6 protein-coding genes are annotated in these 3923 nt (G+C 58.7%); all 6 read left to right on the forward strand.

What is annotated here, in order from left to right; genetic code table 11:
- Positions 1-531 precede the first annotated feature (531 nt).
- The gene (locus tag ACXAC4_RS20280; protein ID WP_475164988.1) at positions 532-786 is read left to right on the forward strand and encodes a hypothetical protein; all 255 of its coding nucleotides are present in this window, start codon (positions 532-534) and stop codon (positions 784-786) included.
- Between the two features lie 122 nt (positions 787-908).
- Complete coding sequence (locus tag ACXAC4_RS20285; protein ID WP_475164989.1) at positions 909-2045, forward strand: hypothetical protein; 1137 nt, start codon at positions 909-911, stop codon at positions 2043-2045.
- A 13-nt stretch (positions 2046-2058) separates the two neighbouring features.
- Positions 2059-2409 (forward strand): PilZ domain-containing protein, encoded by a 351-nt coding sequence (locus ACXAC4_RS20290; RefSeq protein ID WP_475164990.1) that lies wholly within the window; start codon positions 2059-2061, stop codon positions 2407-2409.
- 13 nt (positions 2410-2422) lie between these two features.
- Positions 2423-2734, forward strand: coding sequence for a lipase family protein (locus ACXAC4_RS20295; RefSeq protein WP_475164995.1), 312 nt, complete (start codon positions 2423-2425; stop codon positions 2732-2734).
- Complete coding sequence (locus ACXAC4_RS20300; protein ID WP_475164993.1) at positions 2674-3600, forward strand: alpha/beta fold hydrolase; 927 nt, start codon at positions 2674-2676, stop codon at positions 3598-3600. The genes ACXAC4_RS20295 and ACXAC4_RS20300 overlap by 61 nt, the downstream gene beginning before the upstream one ends.
- The coding region (locus tag ACXAC4_RS20305; protein ID WP_475164992.1) for a DUF4892 domain-containing protein at positions 3597-3923 on the forward strand (327 nt) is incomplete at its 3' end. The genes ACXAC4_RS20300 and ACXAC4_RS20305, both read left to right, overlap by 4 nt.

Genomic DNA, 3923 nt, shown 5'->3' on the forward strand with positions numbered 1-3923 from the left:
TTACGTATTGCTAAGGTTAACGACGGTTAGATTCACCTCTTACACAGCACCTAAGGTTAACGACGGGTCAGATTCACCTCTTACACAGCACCAGGTGCTGTGTAAGAGGTGAATCTAACCGTCGTTAACCTTAGCAATACGTAACTGAACGAAGTAACGGCAAAACGTATTGCTAAGTTAATAGGGAAACACGATAGAATCCGAACAGCACCTATGATGCCCATGCGTGGGTAGAAGCCTATGTCGATGGGCGAGGGCGGGGTAAGGTATCGATCCTGACGGCGGCCATTGCGCCGGACAGGATCGAGTCCGGTCTTCGGGACGCCGTTGCCGAAGAGGGATCCTTTCTGGAGGATAACTGGGCCTCGCCTCAGCGTTACGCCGATGTCGCCCTGGTGCAGTGGGCAAGCCTTCAGCTTGATCGTATCAACTACCAGTGGCAGCGCTGGGTAGTGGGTTACCAGGGGCAGAGCCAGATGGATCTGATGTCCAGGCTGCCAGGTGGTTTCGGCATGCGCGAGCTGGGGCAATATGACAGCCGGTATCGTTGGCGCCGGCTTGCTGATCGCCGGGCTGATTTCCGCTTTCCAGATGCGGCGCGGAGAACGACGTGACGCGTTTCGGAGAGTGGTGGATACCTGGCATCGGCTGCGTGCCAGTGCCGGGGTGGCCGTGCGCCATGGTGAAACGCCATCGGCGCTCGTGCTCACGACTGGCGAAAGCGGAACCGGCGGCTGCGGATTCGGCGAGGCTTTTTGCCCGCCTGGTCAACAGCCATTACTATAGCGCTGATAAAGACGACGAGGGCGGTGAACAGCTGAAGCGAATGCGCCGCCTGCTCGCCACTATGAAGCGTCAACTACGGAAGCGCCAATTGCGCAGATCAAGGACCCGGACAGGAAGACCTCGTGACTGATATTGCCCAAGACATGCCCTGGCTCAGCCGCGCCTGGCAAACCGTCCAGAGCCGGGTAGCAGAAGACAGGCTCCCGCACGCCCTTATCCTTGCGGGGGAGCGTGGTGTGGGTAAGCGTGCCTGGGCCGGGGCGGTCGGCGGATTGTTGCTGTGTGATAACCCTCTGAACCGGGATTCTGGCCAGCCAATCGCCTGTGGCCATTGTAAGCAGTGCGAGCTCCTGGCCGCTGCCAGCCACCCCGATATCCGGGTTTATACGCCGGAAAAATCCCGCATGGTGAAGGTAGACCAGGTGAGGGCGCTGTCGTCGTTTGCGGTGGCGTCTCCCCAGGTGGCACACCACAAAGTGGCGATCATTGATCGTGCGGATCAATTGAATATCAATGCGGCGAATGCGTTACTCAAAACGCTGGAAGAGCCGCTGCCGAACGTGACCCTGATCCTGTTGCAGGAAAGCGGGCGTCCGGTCCTGCCCACCATTCGGTCCCGATGCCAGACATTGACTGTGCCGGTGCCCGCTAACAGCGAAGCGAACCAGTGGCTCGCGAGCCGTGTTCGGGAACTGCCCGAGGATGCGCAACCGTCTTCGGAGGTTCTGGCCAAAGCCCTGATGCTGGCGGGGAATGCGCCGAGGCTGGCTCTCGACTATGCCACCGGCGATTTCATTGGTCTGCGGGATACGGCGCTGGAACGGTTCAAGGAATTCATGAAATCCCGGATTCCGGTGGGTGAAGCCGCCAAGGCGTTCAAGGCGATGGGCCTGGAGGACACCCTGTGGTTGTTCGAAACCTGGGCAGCGGATCTGGCCCGCCTGATTGTTGGCGGCAATGCGCGGGACACCGATGCGGCCGATATGCTCGGCTTCCTTGCCAGGACCACTTCCGCCTGGCGGGCCCATGAACTGCTTGATATGGTAAAGGACTCTAGGGCGGCAAGTGTTTATAACGCCAGCCCGGAGCTGGAAGCGAGCCGGCTTCTGATTGCCTGGCAAAAGCTGATGCCGGTCAAACGGCCGGCAGCTTACGTTGCCCGGCCTCCGCCGGATCGCGCCTTTGGTGCCAACAGCTGCTATGATTCCGGAATGAAAGGGATTTTCAGATCCCGAAATTTATTCAAAACGATCTATTAGAAAGGTGTCAGTTATGGGGCCAGGATTTGGCGCGCGCAGTGGCATTCTTACCCTGACAATCAAGGATAAAGCAGTGCTCTACGCTGCATACATGCCTTATATCCGCCAGGGTGGCCTGTTCATCCCGACGCAGAAACAGTACCAACTGGGCGACGAGGTTTTCCTGCTTCTTAACCTGATGGATGAGCCGGAAAAGATCCCGGTTGCCGGCAAGGTCATATGGATAACGCCCAGGAGCGCCCAGGGTAACCGCGCGGCGGGAATCGGTGTCCAGTTCAACGGTGACGACGAGACCGCCCGCACCAAGATTGAATCCTATCTGGCAGGCTCACTGAGTTCCGATCGCCCAACCCACACAATGTAAAGGCGAGAGCTGGATGAACGATATGGCGATTCCCACGGAGGCTCCCTGCAGGCAACCAGAGGGCAGCGGCATCCAGGAAACCGCTCCGGCATTCCGGGAGTCGGAATGGAAGCTCAGGCACATCACCCTGGCCGGTCTCAGTTGGCCTCCGGCGACTGAAGCCCACGACAGTACTCCGATCATCATGCTGCACGGTTGGCTCGACAACAGCCTTACCTTTGTCAAGCTGGCACCGGAACTGACAGCTCTCGGGCCTGTTCACGCCTGGACTTCGCCGGACATGGCCATTCCGGACACCGCCCGGAAGGCCAGAGTTACCTGCTGATGGACTATGTGGCGGATCTGGCTGAGCTGGTTGAGCGCTATTTCCAGGAGACACCGGATGGCAGGATCAACCTTGTTGGTCACTCTCTTGGTGGTATCGTCGGCGCTCTCTACGCGGCAGCTTTCCCTGAACGGATTCGGAATCTTGTGATGATCGACAGCCTGGGCGCACTGAGCCGTCCGGTTAAGGAAACCATTCCCCAGCTCCGGAAAGCTGTGAAAAAACGCATTGCCGGCTCTGGCCGCCAGGTTGTCTATCCGGATATCGCCACGGCCGCCAAAGCACGGGAGGGCGGGCTGAGCCCGCTCAGCCCCGAGGCCGCGCTGACACTCATTCCGCGCAATATGAAACCCGAGGGAGAGGGCTACGTCTGGCAGACCGATCCCAGGTTACGGCACCCGTCTCCATTGATGATGACCGAAGAGCAGGTGCTGGCTTCGCTGTCTGCTATCGAAACCCGTGTGCTTTTTGTCAGAGCCGATGCAGGACTTCTTTCGTACAGAAAGGATCTGGATAAACGCGCTGACGCTATCGCCAACCTCCAGATCGTAAACGTGCCGGGAGGTCACCATTGCCATCTGGATGGCGAGACCGGGCCGGCGGCAACAGCTATCAAACAATTCCTGGAAATGAGTAATCGCTTGCTGAAATTACTGTTCACACGTTTCTTGGTTCCGATCCTCGGATTATTGGCACTGTCTTCCGGTGTGCAGTCTGCTCCTGATGATATGCCCGAGGCCTACCAACAGTCGACGCTTGAAGATACGGTCTCGATTCAGTCGTCGGGACACGCTCGGTATTGTTCAGCCCCGTGCGGGAAGTCAATAACGAGATTCGCTCCGAAACCCTGGCCCGCTTGCCCGTGACTGGGGAAGGGCGCCTGTACCGGATTGCCCGAGACTCAAGTCGCGAGGACGCGCGGGACCGCTACCTCGCTCTATTGCGCGAGAGAAACGCCCAGATTCTGTTCGAGTGCTCCAGTATCCGTTGTGGAAGAAGCAACGTATGGGCGAACCAGATCTTTAATCAGGCGGTTCTCTATGGCCGTGATGCAACCCAGGATTATCTGGTGGGCGGGCACCGTTGCCGAGGACGGCGCCCGTTGGCTGACCCTCATTTACACGGTGACTCGCGGCAACCTTCGGGAGTATGTGTGGGTGGAGCACCTGCGGGTCGAATCCGGCGCGAC

The organism is Pseudoalteromonas sp. AWM4_233 (genome assembly GCF_056158285.1).

Coding starts and splice junctions, on each gene's coding strand:
- ACXAC4_RS20280 (WP_475164988.1), top strand. CDS start 532: ATGACAGCCGGTATCGTTGGCGCCGGCTTGCTGATCGCCGGGCTGATT.
- ACXAC4_RS20290 (WP_475164990.1), top strand. CDS start 2,059: ATGGGGCCAGGATTTGGCGCGCGCAGTGGCATTCTTACCCTGACAATC.
- ACXAC4_RS20295 (WP_475164995.1), top strand. CDS start 2,423: ATGAACGATATGGCGATTCCCACGGAGGCTCCCTGCAGGCAACCAGAG.